The organism is Streptomyces sp. NBC_00859 (genome assembly GCF_045161865.1).
Lineage (GTDB): Bacteria > Actinomycetota > Actinomycetes > Streptomycetales > Streptomycetaceae > Streptomyces.
On sequence record NZ_CP108826.1, the window covers coordinates 4,826,495 to 4,843,731 of the forward strand.

At 71.1% G+C, this 17,237-nt stretch carries 18 protein-coding genes; 10 read left to right on the top strand and 8 right to left on the bottom strand.

The features are described 5' to 3' along the window. Window positions 1-165: 165 nt before the first annotated feature. Both OG584_RS21095 and OG584_RS21100 read left to right on the top strand, forming a co-directional pair. Complete coding sequence (locus OG584_RS21095; protein ID WP_405780002.1) at window positions 166-1,182, top strand: ATP-binding cassette domain-containing protein; 1,017 nt, start codon at window positions 166-168, stop codon at window positions 1,180-1,182. Continuing rightward, complete coding sequence (locus OG584_RS21100) at window positions 1,179-1,964, top strand: ABC transporter permease (protein WP_405780003.1); 786 nt, start codon at window positions 1,179-1,181, stop codon at window positions 1,962-1,964. Before OG584_RS21095 ends, OG584_RS21100 begins: the two co-directional genes overlap by 4 nt. On the opposite strand, the gene OG584_RS21105 is transcribed toward OG584_RS21100, so the two are convergent. The 3 genes from OG584_RS21105 to OG584_RS21115 all read right to left on the bottom strand — a co-directional run bounded on the left by OG584_RS21105 (window position 1,945) and on the right by OG584_RS21115 (window position 6,212). Beyond that, on the bottom strand, window positions 1,945-5,094 hold the full coding sequence (locus OG584_RS21105; RefSeq protein ID WP_405780005.1) for an ATP-binding protein: 3,150 nt from the start codon (window positions 5,092-5,094) through the stop codon (window positions 1,945-1,947). The two genes, OG584_RS21100 and OG584_RS21105, sit on opposite strands and share 20 nt — an antisense overlap. Before the next feature lie 88 nt (window positions 5,095-5,182). After that, complete coding sequence (locus OG584_RS21110; protein WP_405780007.1) at window positions 5,183-5,401, bottom strand: DUF397 domain-containing protein; 219 nt, start codon at window positions 5,399-5,401, stop codon at window positions 5,183-5,185. Beyond that, window positions 5,391-6,212, bottom strand: coding sequence for a helix-turn-helix domain-containing protein (locus OG584_RS21115; RefSeq protein ID WP_405780009.1), 822 nt, complete (start codon window positions 6,210-6,212; stop codon window positions 5,391-5,393). Before OG584_RS21115 ends, OG584_RS21110 begins: the two co-directional genes overlap by 11 nt. A gap of 173 nt (window positions 6,213-6,385) precedes the next feature. Here OG584_RS21115 and OG584_RS21120 point away from each other — a divergent pair, with 173 nt between their 5' ends. Genes OG584_RS21120 through OG584_RS21130 form a run of 3 tightly spaced genes read left to right on the top strand, consistent with a single transcriptional unit; the run spans window position 6,386 to window position 7,354 of the window. Then, the gene (locus tag OG584_RS21120) at window positions 6,386-6,667 is read left to right on the top strand and encodes a hypothetical protein (protein ID WP_405780010.1); all 282 of its coding nucleotides are present in this window, start codon (window positions 6,386-6,388) and stop codon (window positions 6,665-6,667) included. Then, window positions 6,667-7,095: an ATP-binding protein gene (locus OG584_RS21125; protein ID WP_405780011.1), complete on the top strand. Its 429-nt coding sequence runs from the start codon at window positions 6,667-6,669 to the stop codon at window positions 7,093-7,095. Before OG584_RS21120 ends, OG584_RS21125 begins: the two co-directional genes overlap by 1 nt. Further along, a complete protein-coding gene (locus OG584_RS21130; RefSeq protein WP_405780013.1) occupies window positions 7,085-7,354 on the top strand; it encodes a hypothetical protein in 270 nt (89 codons plus the stop codon). The genes OG584_RS21125 and OG584_RS21130 overlap by 11 nt, the downstream gene beginning before the upstream one ends. A 223-nt stretch (window positions 7,355-7,577) precedes the next feature. Here the strand turns inward: OG584_RS21130 and OG584_RS21135 are convergent, their stop codons facing one another. Beyond that, window positions 7,578-8,156, bottom strand: a complete 579-nt coding sequence (locus OG584_RS21135; protein ID WP_405780014.1) for a TetR/AcrR family transcriptional regulator — start codon at window positions 8,154-8,156, stop codon at window positions 7,578-7,580. An 85-nt stretch (window positions 8,157-8,241) separates the two neighbouring features. Between OG584_RS21135 and OG584_RS21140 the strand changes: the two genes are divergently transcribed. After that, complete coding sequence (locus tag OG584_RS21140) at window positions 8,242-9,126, top strand: SDR family oxidoreductase (protein WP_405780016.1); 885 nt, start codon at window positions 8,242-8,244, stop codon at window positions 9,124-9,126. 299 nt (window positions 9,127-9,425) lie between these two features. On the opposite strand, the gene OG584_RS21145 is transcribed toward OG584_RS21140, so the two are convergent. Beyond that, entirely contained in the window at window positions 9,426-10,019 is a 594-nt protein-coding gene (locus OG584_RS21145; protein WP_405780017.1) for a TetR/AcrR family transcriptional regulator, read from the bottom strand. A gap of 163 nt (window positions 10,020-10,182) precedes the next feature. Between OG584_RS21145 and OG584_RS21150 the strand changes: the two genes are divergently transcribed. The 3 genes from OG584_RS21150 to OG584_RS21160 all read left to right on the top strand — a co-directional run bounded on the left by OG584_RS21150 (window position 10,183) and on the right by OG584_RS21160 (window position 13,766). Then, the gene (locus tag OG584_RS21150) at window positions 10,183-11,835 is read left to right on the top strand and encodes a serine/threonine-protein kinase (protein ID WP_405780019.1); all 1,653 of its coding nucleotides are present in this window, start codon (window positions 10,183-10,185) and stop codon (window positions 11,833-11,835) included. A 189-nt stretch (window positions 11,836-12,024) separates the two neighbouring features. Then, window positions 12,025-12,666 (top strand): RNA polymerase sigma factor, encoded by a 642-nt coding sequence (locus OG584_RS21155; RefSeq protein WP_405780020.1) that lies wholly within the window; start codon window positions 12,025-12,027, stop codon window positions 12,664-12,666. Then, window positions 12,663-13,766, top strand: a complete 1,104-nt coding sequence (locus OG584_RS21160) for a CU044_5270 family protein (protein WP_405780022.1) — start codon at window positions 12,663-12,665, stop codon at window positions 13,764-13,766. Before OG584_RS21155 ends, OG584_RS21160 begins: the two co-directional genes overlap by 4 nt. A 97-nt stretch (window positions 13,767-13,863) precedes the next feature. On the opposite strand, the gene OG584_RS21165 is transcribed toward OG584_RS21160, so the two are convergent. Both OG584_RS21165 and OG584_RS21170 read right to left on the bottom strand, forming a co-directional pair. Continuing rightward, on the bottom strand, window positions 13,864-14,700 hold the full coding sequence (locus tag OG584_RS21165) for an alpha/beta fold hydrolase (protein ID WP_405780023.1): 837 nt from the start codon (window positions 14,698-14,700) through the stop codon (window positions 13,864-13,866). Further along, on the bottom strand, window positions 14,697-15,290 hold the full coding sequence (locus tag OG584_RS21170; RefSeq protein ID WP_405780025.1) for a TetR/AcrR family transcriptional regulator: 594 nt from the start codon (window positions 15,288-15,290) through the stop codon (window positions 14,697-14,699). The genes OG584_RS21165 and OG584_RS21170 overlap by 4 nt, the downstream gene beginning before the upstream one ends. 288 nt (window positions 15,291-15,578) lie before the next feature. On the opposite strand from OG584_RS21170, the gene OG584_RS21175 reads away from it, so the two are divergent. Continuing rightward, window positions 15,579-16,346, top strand: coding sequence for an alpha/beta hydrolase (locus tag OG584_RS21175; RefSeq protein ID WP_405780027.1), 768 nt, complete (start codon window positions 15,579-15,581; stop codon window positions 16,344-16,346). A 125-nt stretch (window positions 16,347-16,471) separates the two neighbouring features. Here OG584_RS21175 and OG584_RS21180 read toward each other — a convergent pair whose 3' ends face one another. Beyond that, window positions 16,472-17,179, bottom strand: a complete 708-nt coding sequence (locus tag OG584_RS21180; RefSeq protein ID WP_405780028.1) for an MBL fold metallo-hydrolase — start codon at window positions 17,177-17,179, stop codon at window positions 16,472-16,474. Between the last annotated feature and the right edge of the window lie 58 nt (window positions 17,180-17,237).

A 17,237-nucleotide genomic window follows, 5' to 3' on the forward strand; every position in this document is an offset into this window, starting at 1 on the left:
GGTCGGCTGCCTGACGAGCATGACAGCACAACGGATGTTTCCCCGCATACCTGGACACAATGCGCCCCGAGGGGCGGAACGCTCCTCACCCGCAGCCACCTGGTTCCAGGCCGCTGAAACCGTCGTGAAACCGCGTTGAATGCGCCCTGCCGGAACCTCATCGGCATGACGACAACGATTCCGCACTCCCTCGCCATCGAGGCCAGGGGAATGTGCAAGGCCTACGGGGACAAGACGGTCCTCGACGGCATCGACATCGCGGTACCGGCCGGCACGGTCTTCGCACTCCTCGGCCCGAACGGCGCCGGCAAGACCACCGCAGTCAAGATCCTCTCCACCCTCATCACCCCCGACGCCGGCGACCTGCACGTCGGTGGCCACGACCTGGCAAGCGACCCGCGCGCCGTGCGGGCAGCGATCGGTGTCACCGGGCAGTTCTCCGCCGTCGACGGCCTGATCACCGGCGAGGAGAACATGCTCCTCATGGCGGACCTGCACCACCTCTCCCGCACCGAGGGCCGCCGTACCGTCGCTGAACTCCTGGAGCGCTTCGACCTGGTGGAGGCCGCGAAGAAGCCCGCCGCCAGCTACTCCGGCGGTATGAAGCGCCGCCTCGACATCGCCATGACACTGGTCGGCAGCCCGCGGATCATCTTCCTCGACGAGCCGACCACCGGCCTCGACCCGCGCAGCCGCCACACCATGTGGGGCATCATCCGCGAGCTGGTCTCCGGCGGCGTCACCGTCTTCCTCACCACCCAGTACCTGGAGGAGGCCGACGAGCTCGCCGACCGCATCGCGGTACTCAGCGACGGCAGGATTGCCGCCGAGGGGACCGCCGACGAACTGAAGCGGCTCATCCCCGGCGGGCACGTCCGGCTCCGCTTCACCGATCCGGACGCCTACCGGTCCGCCTCCGCCGCCCTGCGCGACGCCACCAGGGACGACGAGGCGCTGTCGCTGCAGATCCCCAGCGACGGCAGCCAGCGCGAGCTGCGCTCCATCCTCGACTGGCTGGACTCGGCCGGGGTCGAGGCGGACGAACTGACCGTGCACACCCCCGACCTGGACGACGTGTTCTTCGCCCTGACCGGCGGCACCGACGTCCCCGGCCAGTCCACCCAGCCCACCCAGCCCGGCCAGCCCGGCCAGCCCGGCCAGTCCAAGGAGACAGTCCGATGAGCGCCCTCTCCCTCGCCGTACGCGACTCGGCCACGATGCTGCGCCGCAACCTGCTGCACGTACGGCGCTACCCGTCGATGACGCTGAACCTGCTGCTGACGCCGATCATGCTGCTGCTGCTCTTCGTCTACATCTTCGGAGATGTGATGAGCGCGGGCATCGGCGGCACCGACCGCTCCGACTACATCGCCTACATCGTCCCGGGCCTGCTGATGATGACCGTCGGCAGCACCGTGATCGGGGCCGCGATCTCCGTCTGCACGGACATGACCGAGGGCATCATGGCCCGCTTCCGCACGCTGGCGATCTACCGGGGCTCCCTGCTGATCGGGCACGTCGTGGGCAGTGTGCTGCAGGTACTTGCCAGCCTGGTCCTGGTCGGCATCGTCGCCGTGGCCATCGGCTTCCGCTCCACGGACGCCACCCTCCTGGAGTGGATCGCGGCCTTCGGACTGCTCACGCTGTTCACCCTGGCGCTCACCTGGATCGCGGTCGGGATGGGCATGGCCAGTCCCAACCCCGAGGCCGCCGGCAACATGGCCATGCCGCTGATCCTGCTCCCGCTCATCTCCAGCGCCTTCATCCCGGCCCACACGATGCCGGGCTGGTTCCAGCCGATCGCCGAGTACCAGCCGTTCACACCGGCCATCGAGACCCTGCGCGGTCTGCTCCTCGGCACCGGGATCGGCAACAACTGGTGGATCGCGATCCTCTGGTGCGTCGCACTGACGGCGCTCGGCTACCGCTGGTCGACGGCGCAGTTCAACCGCGACCCGAAGTAACCGCCATGACAGCGCGGGCAGCCTCCCGCAACTCGTCACGCCCCAGGGCGGCGTACTCCGACACCGCGTCGGTGTACGCCGCCCCGGCGGCGTTCCCGGTGGCCGCGACCGCCTGCCGGGCGCGCTCCGCCGACATCGTCGGCTGGAAGTCACGCAGCACCCGGAGCCGTTCGGCCAGCGCGATCATCCGCCCCGCGCAGGCGTCGCCGGTCACGAGCCCCGCCATGCCGAGCGCGTGCAGCACCGTCCCCCACACCGGCAGCTCCAGGAGCGAGCCGGGCGGCTCGGCGAGCAGGGTCCGCAGCCGCTGCCGCAGCCGGTCGACCGACTCCGCGACCGGTTCCAGGCGCCCCGCGTGCGCGTGCGCCGTCACCGCCGCCGACTGGATCTGCAGCGCCCAGGGGTCGAGCCAGGGGTCGCTGCTCAGTACGGAGCCGGCCGCGGGCATCCGCTCCACGGCGCGGCGCCACAGCTGGAGCCCGACCTCCGTCAGCCCGCGGGCCAGCGCTATCTCGGCGCGCCCGCCGAAGTCGGGGTTGTAGAAGTCGTCCTGCGGCTGGGGGTTGTCGCTCTCCACTTGCCGCGCCCAGTACTCGGCCTCGTCGGGTTCGTCGCGCTGCAGGCAGGCGAGGACGAGGGACGTGCGGATGCCGATGTAGTCGCGCCCGTCGCCGAGCCGAGGCAGCACCGTGAGCGCCGCTCTGAGGTGTTCGTACGCTTCTTCGCCCAGCCCGGTCCGCATACACAGCTCGCCCAGCCGGGAGTGCCCCATGAGCTGCAGCGACGGGTTGTCGAGGGGAGCCAGCGCGGGGATCATCCGCCGGGCCGATACGAGGGCCCGGTCGATGTCGTGTTCGTACTCCCAGACGTACGAGGCGATGCACTCGGCGATGCCGGCTACCAGCGGCTCCGCACTGTCGCAGAGCTGGTACAGCACGTCGTAGCCGGGCGGCCGCATCTCGGGGACCGCGCTCAGTACGACCGCCATGGCGCGCAGCAGCGTGTCAGGCCTGGCCGGAGGCAGCCGGCGGAGGCTGACGAGCTGGCGTACGGCCTGCAGGCCATAGCCCATGAGCAGGCTGGCCGCGCACAACACCGCGGCGGCGCGGGCGACTTCGACGTACTCGGGCGCCGGACGGTAATGCGAGAGGGCCGGTCCGGTATCGGCGGAGAGGGAGACGAGGCGCGGAAAGTTGGAGTCGGTGGACCACTGGGCGGCGAGGACGGCGGTGAGGGCGGCGGTGGTGGGCCCATCGGTACGGGCCAGCGCGTGCCGCAGGGCCAGCACGAGATTGTCCTGCTCGGCCCTGATCCGTTCCCAGGCCGGCAGGCGGTCGGGGCCGAAGAGTACGTCGTGGTGCGTGACCCCGAACTCCCGTGCCCAGTCGAGGAACCGGCCCACCGCCTCGTCGTCCTCGCCTGCCTCCGCGCACCGTGCCGCGCAGAACTCCCGTACGGTCTCCAGCATCCGGAACCGCACTCCCGACGGGAGCTCGGCGACGGTGAGCAGCGACTGACCGGCCAGCTGCTCCAGGAGGAACAGCGCTTCCTCCCCGAGGACCCGTTCCGCCGCCTCGCCGGAGAATCCGCCGGGGAAGACCGAGAGCAGACGCAGCGCCGCCCGTGCGTCCGGTGCGAGCAGGTTCCAGCTCCACTCGACGACCGCGTGCAGCGTGCGGTGGCGCTCCGGTGCGTCGCGCGCCCCGCCGCGCAGCAGCGCGAACCGGTCGCCGAGGCGCCGGGCGATCTCCGGGACCGAGAGCACCCGCACGCGCGCCGCGGCCAGCTCGACGGCGAGGGGCAGCCCGTCGAGCTGGCGGCAGAGCTCGGCCACCGCGTCCGGCGGCAGCTGCACGCCGGGCCGGGCGGCGCGGGCCCGCTGGGTGAACAGCTCGACGGCGGTGGCGGGCGCGAGCTCCGGCAGCGCGTACACCGACTCCGACGTCAGGCCGAGGGGGGCCCGGCTGGTGACAAGTACCCGCAGGTCCTCCGATGACGAGACCAGGGCCCCCACGAGATCGGCGGCGCCGCGCACGACCTGCTCGCAGTTGTCCAGGACCAGCAGCGTCGTCCCGGAGCCGAGCACGCCGAGGATGCCGGACACCTGGTCCGCCGCGACGTTGCCACTCAGGGCGCCGGGGCGGCCCTCGCCCGCGCCGAGCGCGGAGGCCACCTCCGCGGCCACGTCCTCGTCCGCCGTGACACCGGCGAGCGGCACGAAGTAAACGACCCGCTGCCCGGCCCGGCGGCTCACGGCGTGCGCGAGCCGGGTCTTGCCGAGGCCGCCGGGGCCCATGACGGTGACGGCACGGGAGTCGTGCAGCAGTCGCTCCACCGCCGCGATGTCTTCTTCCCGGCCGAGGAGCGGGTTGGGCTCGTGCGGCACCCCGTGCCTGGCCACGGGCGCCTCGCCGCGCAGCAGCTCCTGCTGTACGGCGGTGAGCCCGGCGCCCGGATCCGTGCCGAACTCGTCCCGCAGCTCGCGGCGGTACGCCTCGTAGCGCATCAGCGCTGCGGACGGGCCCGCCGTCGCCGCCTCGCCCCGCAGCAGTTCGGCGAGGACCTCCTCGTCCCGCGGTTGCTCCGACGCGGCCACGCCCAGGGGCCCGGCCGCCTCCGCGCGCCGTCCGAGGCGGGCCAGTGCGAGTGCCTGCGCGCGGACGAGAGCGCTGCGTACGGGGGCGCGCTCGGCCCGCAACGCGGCTGCGGGGTCGCCGGATTCGGCGCCGGTCCTGTCCGGAGCGCCCTCCCACAGCGCGAGCCCCGCCCCGGCCGCGGCCAGCGATCCCGCGTGGTCCCCGGCCCTGGCCCGGTCCGCGCTCGCGGCGGCGTGCAGCAGCAGGGCGGAGCTGTCGACCTGGTCATCGGCGAGCCCGAGCCGGTATCCGGTCGGCGTGCTGACGATGACGTCGGCGCCCAGCTGTGTCCGGGCCCTGGACACGAGGACCTGCAGCGCTTTTCCGGGCCGCTCCGGCAGCTCCTCCGGCCACAGCCCAGCCACGAGCCGCTCGGTGCTGCAGCCCGTACGCAGGTCGCCCGCGAGCAGCGCGAGGAGACCGCGCAGCCGTGGCGCGGTGACCTCCTGACCGCGATAGGCGACACGCGGCAGCAGGGTCAGGTCGGTGGTCATCCGTGCAGATTAGCCAAGCCCCGCCTGCCGGGCTCCCGTTGCGGCCCGAACTCCCGCCGGACGGGGGGATTCCGCTCTCTGTGCGGCGTTACGCGGTGAGATGCCCGCCCTTCACGGCGGTGACGAAGGCGGACCAGCCGTTGGCGGGGAAGACGAGGGCGGCGCCGTGGGGGTTCTTGGAGTCGCGGACGGGGACGGAGGTGTATCCGTCGGCGACTTCGAGGCAGTCGTCGTTGCCGGGTCCGCTGTAGCTGGACTTGCGCCAGTCGCTCACGAACGCGAGGTCGATGTGCGCGCTACCGTTCACGTTCGTACTCCTTCGCTACGGCCCTGACCAGGGCCAGTGATTCCTTGGCGGACAGGGCATCGCCCAGAGCCAAATCGTAGGCGAGGTGGCAGTGCTTCACCATGCTCGGATCGTCGAAGACATGACCAGTTCCGACGCCCTCCACATACGCGATGGGCGGAGCGTCTTCGAAGCTCAGCAGATACAGCATTCCCGCGAGCAGGGCGTGCGCCCCGACTCCGAACGGCAGGACATGCAGGCGGATTCGCAACCTCTCGGCCAGGTCAGCGATCTTGTGCAGTTGTTCAGCCATGATCTGCGGACCACCGATCCGCCGCCGCAGTGCCGCTTCGTCCAGCAGAGCCCAGAACACGGTGTTGGACGGGCTCTCAATGACGGGCGCACGGTCCATGCGGTTGACGACGTGTTCGTCAACCGGAGTCATCGGGTCGAGTGAGGCGTGGGCGCTGAGCACCTCCTTTGCGTAAGCGGCCGTCTGGAGCAGGCCGGGGATGAGCGAGCTCCCGTAGTGCCGTATTTCCACGGCCTGTTGCTCGAAGTCCGCAACCGGAGCGAAGTGGCTTGCGTACTTCGAATCCAGATCCTTCAGCCAACGGGCGAAGAACCCATCGGCCCCCAGAACCCGGTCCAGGCGCTGCGCATCGTCCGGGCTGGGCAGACGCCGCCCCGCCTCCCAGTGACTGACCAAGGTCGGTGAGCAGACCACCCCCTCGCTCACCGCCTCCTGCGTCAGGCCCGCAGCGACGCGCCGGATTCTCAGCTCTTCGCCGTACTTCTGGCGGATCGATTGCGACTTGGGTGTTCCGGTCACTGGGCCAACTCCTTCACTTGACGGTCGCGTTGTCAGGTCGAAACCCCTGGCAGCGTAGCGACGCAGGCAACAGTCTGTGAGTTATTCATCACAGTGCGACAGAAGCACGCAAGACCCCCGCGACCGCTGCAACGGTCCGGGGGCATGGTCAACGCCAATCCAGGAGCGCCGACATGCTGCATTTTATTGACCGCCTCACCGGCCCGGTGGTCCGATTCCTGAATCGGTCGGCGAGGCGGCGGCCCGGCCCGCCGTCGCCCCCACTCGTACTCCGCAGGCGCCGCCTGCTCGTATGCCGTGTGTATCTGCCGCTCGGTCACCAACTCCGCCCGAATCTGGGCGCGTTCTCGGCTCTGGCCCACGAGCGTCTGGAGTACAGCCGGATCGCGTGGTTCGACCTGCACGGCGTCGGCATCGGGCCGCGCTGCCCGCTCCACGGTGTGGCGGTGCGCTGATGGGGGCTGCGGAGAGCACCGTGGTGCGGCGGTGGAGCCGGCACCCCGCCTGTGTGGCCCGAGCGCGGGCGGAACTCCGTACGGTGCTGGAAGGCTGGGGGCTCGCACCGCTCACGGATGTGGCCTCGGTCGTCCTGTCCGAGTTGCTCACCAACGCCGGTCAGCACGCCATGGTTTCGCCGGGGCGGGAGATCGAGACCCGGTTCCTGCTGGGTGCGCCTGGCGACGCCTTCCGTATCGAGGTGCACGACGCGTCGTCCGCACCTCCGCGTCTCCTCGATCCGGACCCGGAGGCGTCCGGCGGCCGGGGCCTGCTCCTGGTGGACACCCTCTCGGACACGTGGGGCTTCGGCGAGCGGTGCGGGCCGGGCAAGGTGGTCTGGGCGGAGTTCGGCACCGGCGGCGGGGGTGGTGTCCGTGCCGGGTGAGGGCGACATGTGCGCCGTCCTGGTGGTTCCTGGCGACCTCGTCAGGATCCAGGGGGCGTGGTGCGAGGTACGGGCCTCGCGGCTCGAACGCTTCATGACCGGCGGCGCGGTCATAGTCCTGACCCTGGCGGAACGGCCCCCGCTGCGCGTGCCGGTGTTCCTGCGGCTCGCGGTGGCCCGGGGGGAGCGGGGTGCCCGGCAGCCTGCTCCCCCGCCCACGGCTGCACCGTCGGCGCAGGTCGGAGCCGAGGGGGCGTAGGCCGATTCGTTTGGATCGTCTGTTCTGGTCGGGGGATCCAGACGGAGGACTCCAGCCGCGGACCGCCGCCAGGCCCTGGTCGTACAGGCCCAGGATGTCGCCCTGCCCGTTGTCCTCGACCCATGCCGCGGCGGCGGCGTCGAAGCACGCGAACGATGTCGCGACGATGGCGCGGGCCTGTGCCCTGCCCGCCCCCGTTCGGCAGCCAGCCCCTGTCCGGTGGTCAGCCCAGTGAGGCGCTCGCGGCACGCAACTCGTCCAGGGCCGCCAGGGTGTATCCGGCGAGCTCGTCCGTGGTGTCGCGGGCGCCCTCGGACCATTCGGCGAATCCCCGTTTGAAGGCGAGGATGCCCAGCTCGCCGGCGAGAGCCGAGGTCGGTTCAGGGATGCCGCGGGCGATCAGGGCGGCTGTCACCGCAGCCGCGAGGCTGACGCTCTTGAGGGCGTCACGCTCCTGGAGCTCGGCGCTGGCGGCGACGGCCGCTTTCAGGCGAGGGGCGATCTCGCGGTTCACGGGGCCCATCGCGCTTGAGGCGCGCTCAAGACCAGCAGCGACCGCATCGAGCGGGCCGGCGTCACCGGGCGCCTCCGCGATCCCCTCGGTCAGCAGCCGGCTCAGCGTCTCCTGCCCGGCCACCAGCAGCTCGCGCTTGTCGGGGAAGTGCCGGAAGAAGGTGCTCTTGGTGACTCCCGCGCGCTCTGCGATCTGCGTGACGGTCGTGGCGTCGTACCCCTGCTCGGTGAACAGGTCGACGGCGGCCACGACGAGGCGTTCACGTGCGCCTGGTTCCCATCTGCCCATGAGGTCATCGTATGCGATGGGACTCTTGTCCCGTCGCTTTGCTAGAGTGATGAGACAAGAGTCCCATCGCTTACGGGAGAGTCTCATGCGTGTCTTTGTCACTGGTGGCACCGGTCTGGTCGGTTCCGCCGTAGTCGCCGAACTGCTCGGCAACGGTCACACCGTCCTCGCGCTCGCCCGCTCCGACGCCTCCGCGCTGGCCGCCGAGGAGGCCGGCGCGGAGGTGTTGCGGGGAGGTCTCGCCGATCTGGACATCCTGCGGGCCGGCGCCGCTCAGGCCGACGGGGTGATCCACCTGGCATTCACCAACGACTTCAGCAGCGCCGAGGTCCTCGCGAAGTCGGTGGCCGAGGAAAGTGCCGCGCTCGCGGCGCTGGGTGAGGAACTGGTCGGAAGCGACCGTCCCCTGATCACCGTCTCCGGTACGCCCTACGCGTCGGGCGGCAGCCTCTCCACCGAGGCCGATCCGGTGCCGACCGACGGGCCGGTCGGCGGCCGTGGCCGTGCGGTCACCGCGGCTCTGGGCCTGGCCTCACGCGGGGTCCGGAGTGCGGCCGTACGTCTGCCCCGTACCGTCCACCGCCAGGGCGCGGGCGGGTTCGCCGGGATGCTGACCGGCATCGCCCGCCAGAGCGGGGTGTCCGGATACCCGGGCGACGGCGCACAGCGCTGGCCGGCCGTGCACGTCCTCGACGCGGCCGTCCTCTTCCGGCTCGCCCTGGAGCAGGCCCCGGCCGGCAGCGCGTGGCACGCCGTGGCCGACGAGGGAGACACCGTGCGCGACATCGCCACGGTGATCGGCCGGCGGCTGGGTCTGCCGGTCGAGTCGGTGCCGCCGGAGACCTACGGTCCTCTCGGCCCGATCTTCGCGACCGACCAGCCCTCGTCCAGCACCCACACCCGGCAGGCACTCGGCTGGGAACCGAAGCACCCCGGCCTGCTGGAGGACCTGGAGAACATCCAGCCCTGACCGGCCCAGGGGGAGGCGCAGGGGACCGATGGCCCCGTGAGTCCGCGTGAAGCGTCGCTCCGACGGGCGCGGCCCACCCCGGCGACCAGAAGATCGGGCAGGGAGGCGGGGTCAGTGAGCCGGGCGGGCGCGGCGCACTGGCCCCGCGCCCGGATCGGGCCCGGTCCGGGCGCGAGCCTGGATGGCGGGGCCGCCCGGTGCTCCCGGCGCCTGGATGGCCGATTCCGAGGGACCGGCTGCGTATGTGAGGCGAGGGCATCGGCATCCGGAAGGCCCTCGGGGTGCGTGGCCGGTTCAGGCTACTGGCGGCTGACGGAACGCCAGATGTGCTCGGGCAGCGTACGGGCGGCTTCGTCCAGATCGATGTCGCCCACGGTGAGCCAACGGCGGACGACGGCGACGACCGGACCCATGACGAGGGATTCGGTCACGGGGGCGGAGAGATCGGCGAGTTCGCCGGACTCCTGGTGCGCGCGGATCCAGAGGGCGATCGGTGACAGACGGGCCTCCTGGGACTCGCGGAGCTGCCCGGCGCGGGGCGTGTTTTCACGGTCCGCGGTGGCGGAGTGCATGATGCGGGCCGCGTCCGGATGGGCCTTCGCGAAGTCGAGGTAGGCCAGGACCGCGGCCTGAATACCGGAGCGGGCGTCGGCGGCTTCCGACACGGCTGTCGACAGCCGGTGCAGGAGCTGGTCCAGTGAGCGCAGCGCGAGGGCGGCGATCACACCGTCGAGGCTGCCGAAGTGGTGATAGATGCTTCCGGAGCTGACGTCGCTGGCCTTGGTCATGGCGCCGAGGGTGAGACCGGCTTCCCCTGATGAGGCGTAGATGCGCATCGCTGCGTCCAGCACCTGCTCGACCGTGACAGTGCCACGCTGCTGCTTCGGACTCATCGGGCAAGTGTCCTCAATCTCGTGGCGACAGACCGCGTCAGCCCCCTCGTTGCGGACAGCGTAGAACCCTTTCTAATTTATTTTCTAGAAAGTGTTCCGGATTTGGGGACTGTGGCCACAGACTGACTCCAGCGCGGGTGCCGAGGCAGCACGGGGGTTGCGGATGTCGAGCCGATTCAGACCACTGACCGACGACGACCCGAAGACGGTCGGCGGATACGGCTTACGCGCCCGCATCGGAGCCGGTGGCATGGGGTGCGTCTATCTCGCCTTCACTCCTGGCGGCCGTGCCCTCGCAGTCAAGGTCGTACGGCCGGACTATGCCGAGGACGACGAGTTCCGCCGCCGGTTCCGCAAGGAGATCCAGGCCGCGCAGCGCGTACAGGGCATCTACACCGCGCCTGTCGTGGACGCGGACAGCGAGGCGGGTCTGCCCTGGCTGGCCACCGCCTACGTGCCGGGGCCCTCGTTGCACCAGGCCGTCACGGAGCACGGACCGTTCCCGAAGCTGACGGTGTTCCGGCTCCTCGGGGGAGTGGCCGAGGGGCTCACGGCGATCCATGCGTGCAAGCTGATCCACCGCGATCTCAAACCGGCCAACATCCTGCTCGCCGAGGACGGCCCCCGCGTCATCGACTTCGGCATCGCCCACGCCGCGGATGCCACGGCCCTCACCAGTACCCATGTGCGCATCGGTACGCCCGCGTTCATGGCACCCGAGCAGATTCGCGGCCGCTCCGCGAGCCCGGCCACCGATGTGTTCGCCCTGGCCAATCTCGCGGTGTTCGCCGCGACGGGACGTACTGCGTTCGGCGAGGGGAATCCGGACGCCCTCTTCTACCGAGTCATCAACGAAGAGCCGGAGCTGGGTAGTTGCTCCCCCGAGCTCCGCGTCATCGTTGAGCGGTGCCTCGCCAAGGAGCCCGGGGAGCGGCCTCCCGTCGCGGAGATTGTGGATTACGCGCGCCGCCAGACCCAGGGCGAGACGATGGGCTTCGCCGAGTCCTGGCTGCCCGAGCCAGTGGTGACATCGCTGGCCGGGTACGGCACGGCAAAGTACGGCAAGACCGCCGAGGTGAAGGCGGAGCCCATCACCAAGGTGAAGGAGGAGCCTGCCACCAAGGTGAAGGAGGAGCCTGCCACCAAGGTGAAGGAGGAGCCTGCCACCAAGGTGAAGCAGGCAGGGGGGACCAGCGGGACCGACAAGGCAGGGACCACCGGGAAGCCCAAGCCCAAGCCCAAGCCCAAGCCGCCTGCGGGCGGCGTCAAAGCCCCTCCGAAGCAGGAGAATCCGGGTGCGTCGATGGTCGGCTGGCTGGCCGTGATCGGCGTCGTCGTGGTGCTCGTCGTCGGCCCTCATAAGGTGCTCGACTGGGTCAAGTCGGAAGCCAAGCCGTCGAATCCGGCGGCACATGCGACTCCGGCCTTCACCTACCCGGCGCCGTCCCCGTTCGCCACGGGTGTGGGTACAGGGGTGCTGCCCACCGCGACGAGGACGACCGACCCGGGCTGTGATCAGGCGAACCAGGCGATGAGGAGCAACACCAACACCTTCACCAAGGCGTCTGCCGCCTCATTGGGCTCCCTGGCGTCGAACCTCGACGCCGCCGCGGACGCCGCGGACGATGCCGGGGCGCGCACCGCGATCCGCGCGCTCGCCAATGACAGCCGGTCCATGAGCGACAGCTCGGCCAGCTTCCATGATGCGATCGACCAGCAGAATTCCACTCAGTCCCAGGTCTACTCGGACGCGTTCAGCGCCGAGTTCAAGCAGTGGAAGAGCGATGCGGACACCTTCGCGTCCGCCTGCTCCTAGATGATGGAGTCCAAGGGCTCAGCGATTCAGCGGTTCAGCGGAGGGACATCGGCGTGACCGTGGACCGCTTGGACCTGGCGCGCGGTCCTCACCTGGGCGGTGGGACCGCCCAGGCCGTCCCGGCACACCGGCGGGACGACGTGAGGCAGGCCACAGGAACCCCTGCCCGCTCGCGGAGAGACAACGGGTATGAGGGACACAGACGACGGAGACGGCATGCGCGCGCGCATCCGGGCGGGAGACCGCCGGGCGTTCGCCGATCTCTACGAGGCACACGCGCGGTCGGTCTACAACCACGCCCTGCGGCTGACCGGTGACTGGTCGACCGCGGAGGAGGTGATGTCCGAGACCTTCCTCGCCGCCTGGTCCCACCGGGAACAGCTGGAACCCGAGGGCGGTTCGCTCGCGCCCTGGCTGCTGGGGATCGCGACGCACAAGGCGTACAACGCCAACCGCGGCCTGCGGCGGCGTCGCACCTTCCTGGCCCACCGGCCGCCCCCGCCTCCGACGCCGGACTTCGCGGAGGAGGCGGCAGGCCGCATCGACGACTCCCGCCGGCTCGCGGCGGTCCACGCCGCGCTGAGCGGACTGCGCCGCCATGAACGGGAGGTGCTCGCCCTGTGCGTGTGGTCGGGGCTGGACTACGCGCAGGCTGCCGAGGCGCTCGGAGTGCCGGTGGGCACCGTGCGGTCGCGTCTCTCGCGTGCCCGCGCCCGCCTCGGCAGGCTCAGCGAAGAACATCAGGAACGGCGGGAACCGCGGAAGCGCCGCGGAGAGGGAAGAAGCGAAGCCGTTTTCGCGGCCCTGCCCCTTCGGGAGGAGAACTCATGAACGCCGCCGAACCGTCCCGTCCCGGCCCCCAGCCGGACGACGTGGAGGAACTGGCCCGACTGCTGCCGCGGCCCGTGGAGTTCGACCTGCCCGCCGGGCGTCACCTCCACCACAAGGACCTCCTGATGCAGCACATCGACCACGACCGCGACTCCACCGCCCCGCAGGCCACCGCGCCGCTCGCCCCACCGCTCCGGCGCGGGCTGCTGCGGCCCGCCGTGCTCGTGCCGGCCGCCTCGCTGGCCCTGGCCGGAATCCTGGCCCTCACACTGACCGGCGGAGCCGGAGGCGCCCCTGCCTCCCCGGCGCAGAGCGCGCCGCACGCTGTCACCGCGCTCCACAGGATCGCCGACGCCTCCCTGAAGACCGACATCACGCCGGTCAAGGACAGTCAGTTCGTCTACGTGCGCAGCCTCGTGCAGGAGAACATGGGGACCATCGACGGCCCGGTGAAGCTGGGCAGGCCCCACAAGAGCGAGCGGTGGATGGCGCAGGACCCGGCCCCCGTCACCGTTGTCGGCTGGATGCGCGACACCGGCAAGGACGCCTCGATGTCCGGTGAGGACATCCCGATCGAGACCTCCGTACCCGACGGTTCGGACAGCAGCGGCGCCGAGGCCCCCGGGTTCCGCCGGCCCACCTACCGGTGGCTGGAGTCCCTGCCGACCGACCCAAAAGCGCTTCTGAAGCTGCTGGCCTCGCACAGCGGGGCCGACGAGCACGAGTCCAAGGACCAGGCGGTCTTCGAGATGATCGGGGACATGCTGAGCGGCAACCTCATGCCTGCCGAGAACGCCGCGGCCTTCTACCGCGCCATGGCCGAGATTCCTGGTGTGCGGGAGGTTCCCGACGCGGTGGACACGGCCGGCCGCCACGGCATCGGCATCACCCGCGACGACGACTCCTCCTCGACCCGCGACGTGTGGATCTTCGACAAACACAGCCTGACGCTCCTCGGGTCGCTCTTCTACACCACCGCGGACAAGAAGCCCGGTAAGGCGGACGTCCTGACCGGGTCCGTCGCCAACCTCCGGAGCGGCATCGTCGACCAGCACGGCATGGTGCCGGAGAAGGGCGCCGGTACCTCCGCCGCCGGCTGACCCACCGGCACACGAGCCCGCCCGGCGGCGCGGCCGGACGACGGGCGGGGCGGGGGAGCGGGCGGCGCGGGTCCCGATTCCCCCGGGGGGACTGCACTCAGGCGCGGAAGGCCTTCCGGAGCAGCTCCCCGAACTCGGCGGGGTGGGTGGTCAGGCCCGTGTGCCCGCCGGGGAAGTGCAGCAGCGCTGTGCCCAGACGCCCGGCCAGGAATGCGGCCGGGCGGTAGGGCAGCTCACCGCGTGAGTCCTGGCCGCAGGCGAGTACGAGCCGGTCCGACAGCGCCTCGAGCCGGTGGATGTCCGGGGCGTAGGACATGAAGCCGGGCACGATGCGCCCGACAAAGTACGGCAGGTCCGCCAGGGTGCGTTCGGCCCGCGCCGCTGCCTGCGGCGGGAGCCTGAGCCCGGTCTCCGGCTCGCTGGTGTCGCCGTCCTCCTTCAGGCCCGCGGCGAACACCGCCATCGCCGGCGTGAGCCCCTGGGTGCGGAACGTCTCCCGCACCCGTGCGACGAGTGCGCGGTGTTCGGAGGCGTCCGGCAGGACCTCCACCACGGGCGGCTCGTGCGCCACTACGCGTGCGACGTGCGCGGGGTGGGCGGTGAGCAGATGCAGGGCGGCGATGGCGCCCGAGCTGGCACCGAACACCCGGGCGGGCTCGTCGGGCGAGAGCAGCTCCAGCATCCGGAACGCGTCGTCGGCGTGCTCGGCCACGTACTGCTCGGCCCCGGGGTCGTCCAGCGTGCTGCGGGACATGCCGCGCGGGTCGTAGGTCGCGACGGTGTATTCGGTTGCCAGGCCGTCGGCGATGTCGTCATAGGAGGCCGCACCGCCCGTCCCTCCGGGGATCAGCAGCAGGAGCGGGCCCGCACCGCGCACTTCGTAGTGCAGGGTCGCGCCGTTCACGCGCAGGCTGCCGGTGGCCGGGGCGGTCATGAGGAGCCTCCTTCCCGGGACGGGGGCCAGTGCTCCAGGAGCCCGTGCAGGGCGTCGAGGGTGCGGGCCCAGGAGTCCTGGGGCGAACGCGCGTGCGCGAACCCGCCGGCGCCTTCCAGCGCGACGAAGCCGTGGAACGTGCTGCGCAGGAGCCGGACCGCGTCGGTCAGATCGGGCTCTGCCAGTCCGTAGCCGCGCAGCATGCCGTAGGTCAGCTCGACAGCGCGCCGCGGTCCGGGCGCTGCCGCGGCCAGTTCAGGATCGATCCGGATCTGGGTCTGCGTCGCCGTGTAGCGGCCCGGATGCGTGTGGGCGTACTCCCGCCAGGCGTTGGCGAACGCGACCAGCGCGTCCTTGCCCGCCCGCCCGGCGGTCGCTTCCGCGATACGGATGGTCTTCTCGTCCGCCGCGAGCAGCGCGACCCGTCCGCGCAGATCCTCCAGGCTGCGAACGTGCGAGTAGAGGCTGGCGTCCTTCACGCCGAGCCGCCGGGCCACCTGAGACATGGTCATCCGGTCGAACCCGACCTCGTCCGCCAGCTCGGCGCCCGTGATCGTCACCCGCTCCGGCGTCAGCCCGGCCCGCGCCATGTGCCCTCCTCATGTTCCTAGGGCTCCTAGTTTTAGACTAGGGGCCCTAGGGAGGCAAGCGGGAATCCGGTACCGATCCTGTTGAGGGGAAAGCCTGTTGAGGGAAAAGGGGGTGCACGGTCTCGCGGCCTGCTGATAGCTTCCGGTCGACCGCGACACCGTGCGAGGAGGTGAGACCCATGAACGCTGTTTCCGAGTGGGTGCTCCCCCTCCCGTCACGGTCAGGCGATTGACGTAGCTGTCGCCGGGAGCGCCTCGATCACAAGGCACTCCCGAAAGGCATCACTCATGTCCTCTCCGCAGTTCACCGCCGAGTCGTCATCGAACGGCATGCTCGAACGAGACTTCACCGTCGGCGGCGTCCCCGGCGTCCTCTGGTCACCCGCGCCGAGCGCGGCCGACCGTGCGCCCCTGATCCTGATGGCCCACGGCGGCGGCAACCACAAGAAGCACCCGGCGATGGCCGGCCGGGCCCAGCGCGCCGTGACGGGCTGCGGCTTCCATGTCGCTGTCATCGATGCGCCCGGCCACGGAGACCGGCCGCGCACGGCGCACGACGATGCGGAAATCGCCGAGCTGTTCCGGGCGAGAGCGGCGGGCGAGCCGGAAGGCCCGGTCGTCGTGCGCTACAACGACCACCTCGCGCAGCTCGCCGTGCCCGAATACCGGGCGACTCTGGACGCCCTCCAGGAACTCCCGGAGATCGGCACCGGCGGGCCGGTCGGCTTCTGGGGCATCAACATGGGCACCGCGATCGGTGTGCCACTGGTGGCGGTCGAACCCAGAATCACCGCCGCGGTCCTCGGCCAGCACTGGCCCGATGTCCTGGCCGAGAAGGCGAAGCAGATCACCGTCCCGATCGAGTTCGACATGCAGTGGGACGACGAGCACATCTCACGCGAGGAAGCTCTCGCACTGTTCGACGCCTTCGCGTCGACGGAGAAGTCCTTGCACGTGAACTCGGGCAAGCACAAGGAGCTGCCCCGGTTCGAGGCCGACAGCGCGGTCCGGTTCTTCGCCCGGCACCTCGGCGGGCCGGCCACCGTCCCGGCCTGACCCGGCCTGAGCCGACCTGAGCGGATGCGGCGCCCGGCTCGACAGCCCGGCGCCGCAACCGCGCTCCCGGCCGGGGCTGCCGGGCGACAGCACTGGCCGCGGGCGGTGAGCCGCCCCGCAGCGCCTCAGCCCTTCCTGATCGCCTCGCTCACCCGCGCCGGTGAGGTCTGCCAGGGGGCGCCGTGGCCCGGGAGTACCCAGGACGCCGTCAGCGGGGCGATGCGGTCGAGGGAGGCGAGCGCTTCGGCGGGGTCGTCCGTGAAGGGGGCGGGCTGCGGTCCGGCCTGTCCGGTGAGGACGTGCCGGGTGGTCAGCGCGTCGCCGACGAAGACCGCGTCGGCGAGCGGTACGTGGACCGCCACGCTTCCCGGGGAGTGCCCCGGCATGCCTACGATCACCGGCTTCCCGGGCAGGTCCAGGACCTGCCCGTCATGGACCTCGGTCACCTCGCCGACGTAGCGGGGGCGCAGGCCGTTCTTGCGGAGGGAGTACCCGAGGAACGAGAGTGCCGGGCCCAGGCGCATGGGGCCGGCCGGGGTCTTGGGCTTGTCGCCCGTACGGGCGCGGACGGCGTCGGCGGCATGCACGAATACCGGCACGCCGTGCTCGCTCCGCAGGCGCTCGGCGAAGCCGATGTGGTCGGAGTCCCCGTGGGTCAGTACGAGACCGCGGATGTCGTCGGCGGACTTGCCCAGGGAGTCGAGTTCGCGCTGCAGGTCCCGCCAGTGACCGGGCAGGCCCGCGTCGATGAGGGTGATGCCCTCGGGGGTGTCGATGAGGTAGCACGCCACCAGGTCGTTGCCGAGGCGGTGCAGATGGGGTGCGAGTTTCATGGGTCACTCCCGGGCAGGTACGGATGCGGGATATCGATGGCTAAGGTACTTAGCTATG